The sequence below is a fragment of the Bacteroides sp. 2201st1_D9_2201SCRN_220225 genome (genome assembly GCF_040928965.1).
GTDB classification, from domain to species: domain Bacteria; phylum Bacteroidota; class Bacteroidia; order Bacteroidales; family Bacteroidaceae; genus Bacteroides; species Bacteroides stercoris.
The window spans coordinates 1-3,712 of record NZ_JBCODG010000140.1 but is presented as its reverse complement, the minus strand read 5'-3'; the positions used below and the strand labels follow the sequence as shown (position 1 = coordinate 3,712).

Genomic DNA, 3,712 nt, shown 5'->3' with positions numbered 1-3,712 from the left:
ATAATGAAAACATTTGAAGAAATATACCGGGATGTAACAGAACGTAGCGGCTGCAATTCCGGAGAGACATTTGCAAGAGCCATGTTTGAAGAAGGAATGAGACAAAACCTTGAGTGTTGCATGGATAAGGCAGCCGGTTCCTATACGGATCTCATGGCCTTTGCAGGATGGTTCGGAAACCGTCTGGCCAGGGAGTCGGTCAGGTGTAATGCCGCCCGCGTAAACTTCTCCCAGAATATTACAATTGAAGGGAAAAGATACACCACCCGGTTCGGGACTGTCACTTTCAGTACAGAAGAAAAGAAGAGCCTTGAAGAGCGTGCGGAAGAGATTGCCGAAAGACTGTTGTCATCCGGCTCGTCGAATGACCTGAAAGCGGCATTGAAAGAAGCCGTACTGACCGGCTACGATTTACAGAAGGATGATTTTGATGAAGATTAAGCAATCAAATATGAAACAGGAGAATGACATACCGGATAAAATCATGGAGCGTATCCGCAAGCTGATACGCCTGAAGGAGTCGACAACCTCGGAAGGAGAGGCAAACAATGCGGCCATACTGGTGAACCGGCTTCTGAGGGAGTATAACCTCTCCCTGCTTGACATAAATGACAGACAGCCGGAGGAGAAGTTCCAGATAAGGACATCCGATAGGTTCAGTTTCAAGGATACATTCGGCAGTTACTGGAAGCGTGACCTGCTTCATGTCCTGTGTCAATATAACTACTGCCGGCTGCTCATTTATCAAGGAACCACAGACATGATCATCGTTGGAACCGAAGAAAACATTGCAGCCGTAAGCATCCTGTATGATTATCTGTGTTCCGCCTTCCGCAGGCTGGCGAATAAAGACATCTGGAGTACGTGTCATCAAAACGGGGCTATTATCGTACCGGGAAATACAAAAAAAAATATATCCGCTCATATCTTGAGGGAGTGTCACCCGGGCTGAGAGAACAGTTTGAAGCCATGCACAATCTTTCGGTGGAAACAGTTCGTGATACCGCCTTGGTACTTTGTCAGGGCGCACTCATCGACAAGTTCCTGGAGAAAATCAGGATATGTAAAAAAGTCCTGACAAGAAATACACAGACCGACTATTCCGCCTATTATTCAGGCATGGGTGATGGCCGGAGTATCAGTCTGAACAGGCAAATAAAAGGAGGATGTATATGAGAGTATTCTGGATAGTTTTTGCCACTGTATATATACTGGGTTGGGTGTGGTTCTGTTATTCTGCCATGCATGCCCCCAGTGATCTGGATTTGTGGGGTGAAGAGATTGAATAAGTCATTAAAACCATAATAATATGTACTTTATACATTATATACAGACTTATGCGTCGGTAAACAGGAAAGGCAGTGAACTCCAGGAGTATATTCTGAAGTTCAAGGACTGCCTGCTCAAGGACCGGAATACATTGGATGACCTGAAAGAAGAAATCCATTGCCGGATAGAGGAACTGGATGCCAAATATCCGCGTACCAACCCCCTGCATTTTGATGCAGGAAAGGATGCCGAACCTCAATGGCACATCCATGTGGAAGGAAAGCCGGACAACCTGGTATGCATCATATCGGTTACGAAAGTGAAATGCCTGTTGGGAGAAGGAACTGTTATCTTTCCCGGGGAAGAACCGGGCAACGGTAAGCCATGAGGAATACATTCTGGTTTGCTGTGGACTATGACGGTACGGGGCATCTTTTCACTTACAAGCCTGAAAGGGATACCGGCATATGGATCGGCAAGGAAGCCCTGCATATTCCCCAGGGAGCGTTCAAGGAAATGTTTCCCGGCATCACCTGGCAGGATATTCCCATAGCGGTAACATTGGAAGTGCTCCCTCGTGAGGAGACCTTCCGGCTACGCCTGTCAAAGAGCTGCAGCTACCTTTTCAGAAAATATATCCGTATTCCGCGGAAAGGAGAGTAATCAAAACATTAAAGTCATGAATAAATCAGATGCAGAAAGAATTTTCCTCTTGGCAACCCAAAAGAGTGCTGAAAGAGACGGCACAACCTATTGTATAGGCGTGTTTAAATTAGGTACTTCAAATATGGAGTTTATTGTAGGAGAAACCGACAATGACCGGGAATACAAGGCCGGTGATGAAGTCCCGTATATCTATAGTGCCGACTATACAAGTGATATGCAAAAAGCATTGAACTGGCTGAATAGCGTAAAATGAAAAAAGGATGAAACGACTGATTAAAATGCTGATTTGGAAATATACCGGAACCCACAGCATGGAAGATGCTGAATATGCCTACAACTGGTACAGGCAGACTCCGATATATAAACGTCCGATAAGACTCTGGTGCGTCAAACACTGTGCAGGCCGGAACTATCAGGAATTGTTGGACTGGCTGACCGGTCACTGAAGTATCTTAAGACCTGTAGGTTATTATCTTCCGATATGGATCTTAAGGTAATTATTGACTGCCAAACATGCATCTGTTCATGAATAAAAGTTTCAAAAAGACATTGTAAAATCACATCAAATCAATATTAATAAAAATGGAAATACAAGGAAAAATCATCGCCGTTCTTCCCATCAGGGATGGGATCGGCAAGACATCCGGCAATGAATGGAAGAGCCGGGAATTCGTTCTCGAGACAGAGGAAAACAAGCCGCAGAGCCTGTGCCTTCAGTTGATGAACGCCAACATTGACCGGTATGCCGTCGAGGTCGGCCAGACTGTGCATGTGAAATTCGATTGTGCCGCCCGCCAGTGGGAGAACCGTTGGTTCAATACCCTGACTGCCTGGGAAGTGGTTGTCATCAAGGAAAAGGAGGGCAAGCCGGTATGATAAAGAAGGCATTTCTTCTGGCGGGATTCCTCGCCTGCGGCCTGGCCGTATCGGCGCAGTCCTATTCGCTGCGTACCAACATACTCGGTCTGGCTACGGCCAACCTGAACCTGGAAGCGTCCATGACACTGGACCGCAAATGGTCGCTGCACCTGCCGCTTCAGTACAACCCTTTCAAGTTTTCGAAGAACCGCCAGTTCCGCAATTTCTATGCATCGCCCGGTGTACGCTACTGGCTGCTTGAGAGCTATATGGGCGGGTTCATCGGCATGCATGGCACTGCCGGTACATACAGTGTAGGCAACCTTTTCGGCAGTAAATACCGCTATGAGGGTGAAGGTTACGGTGTGGGTATAAGTATCGGGCGGGCATACCAACTGGGACGACGCTGGAACCTTGAGTGGGAGCTCGGAGCCGGGGCAGTGTGGCTGGGATATGACAAATACCTGTGCAAACGTTGCGGTGACCTTGTGGAAAAGGACTACGGCTGGCATTTTCTTCCTACCCGCGCCGCACTGAACATGGTTTACCTTTTTTAATTTTCCCCACTGATGAGAAATACAAGACGTATCATACCCTACGCGTTGCTCTCGGGACTGCTTGTCTCATGTGTTACAGACCACAAGCTGGCACGTGTACGCATTTCCCAGCCTCAAATGAAAGAAGCGGTTACAGATACCGGCTTCCGCCTGCCCCGGCAGATAACATGGACGGATGACAAAGGGAAGGAGCATATCGTGACCGAGGCCACGAAAGACAGCGTTACGGGTGAATACATTACCCAGATGGAGCTCTCCGAGATCACCGTCGTGGCAAAGAGCAAACAGGTGGCGGAAAGGAACGGCAAGATCAACCTGGATTTCATCGTCACAGTACCCGGTGAGCTGATCAGCAACAAATG

The 3,712-nt window shown here is 47.6% G+C and carries 7 protein-coding genes and 2 pseudogenes; all 9 read left to right on the top strand.

Annotation, left to right across the window (positions count from 1 at the left end; translation table 11 throughout):
• The coding region (locus AB5903_RS22030) for a hypothetical protein (RefSeq protein ID WP_368118295.1) at window positions 1-441 on the top strand (441 nt) is incomplete at its 5' end.
• A 10-nt stretch (window positions 442-451) separates the two neighbouring features.
• Window positions 452-1,176: pseudogene (locus tag AB5903_RS22025) on the top strand (DUF2786 domain-containing protein).
• 133 nt (window positions 1,177-1,309) lie between these two features.
• A complete protein-coding gene (locus AB5903_RS22020; RefSeq protein WP_368118294.1) occupies window positions 1,310-1,657 on the top strand; it encodes a hypothetical protein in 348 nt (115 codons plus the stop codon).
• Entirely contained in the window at window positions 1,654-1,932 is a 279-nt protein-coding gene (locus AB5903_RS22015) for a hypothetical protein (RefSeq protein WP_004288829.1), read from the top strand. The genes AB5903_RS22020 and AB5903_RS22015 overlap by 4 nt, the downstream gene beginning before the upstream one ends.
• A 16-nt stretch (window positions 1,933-1,948) precedes the next feature.
• Window positions 1,949-2,188 carry a hypothetical protein gene (locus tag AB5903_RS22010; RefSeq protein ID WP_368118293.1) on the top strand — a complete coding sequence of 80 codons (240 nt, stop codon included), beginning with the start codon at window positions 1,949-1,951 and terminating at the stop codon, window positions 2,186-2,188.
• 7 nt (window positions 2,189-2,195) lie between these two features.
• Window positions 2,196-2,381: a hypothetical protein gene (locus AB5903_RS22005; protein ID WP_368118292.1), complete on the top strand. Its 186-nt coding sequence runs from the start codon at window positions 2,196-2,198 to the stop codon at window positions 2,379-2,381.
• A 136-nt stretch (window positions 2,382-2,517) separates the two neighbouring features.
• Window positions 2,518-2,811 (top strand): DUF3127 domain-containing protein, encoded by a 294-nt coding sequence (locus AB5903_RS22000; RefSeq protein WP_130088969.1) that lies wholly within the window; start codon window positions 2,518-2,520, stop codon window positions 2,809-2,811.
• Window positions 2,808-3,350: a DUF3575 domain-containing protein gene (locus AB5903_RS21995; RefSeq protein ID WP_237975353.1), complete on the top strand. Its 543-nt coding sequence runs from the start codon at window positions 2,808-2,810 to the stop codon at window positions 3,348-3,350. Before AB5903_RS22000 ends, AB5903_RS21995 begins: the two co-directional genes overlap by 4 nt.
• A gap of 12 nt (window positions 3,351-3,362) precedes the next feature.
• Window positions 3,363-3,712, top strand: a pseudogene (locus AB5903_RS21990) (hypothetical protein); the annotation flags it as partial.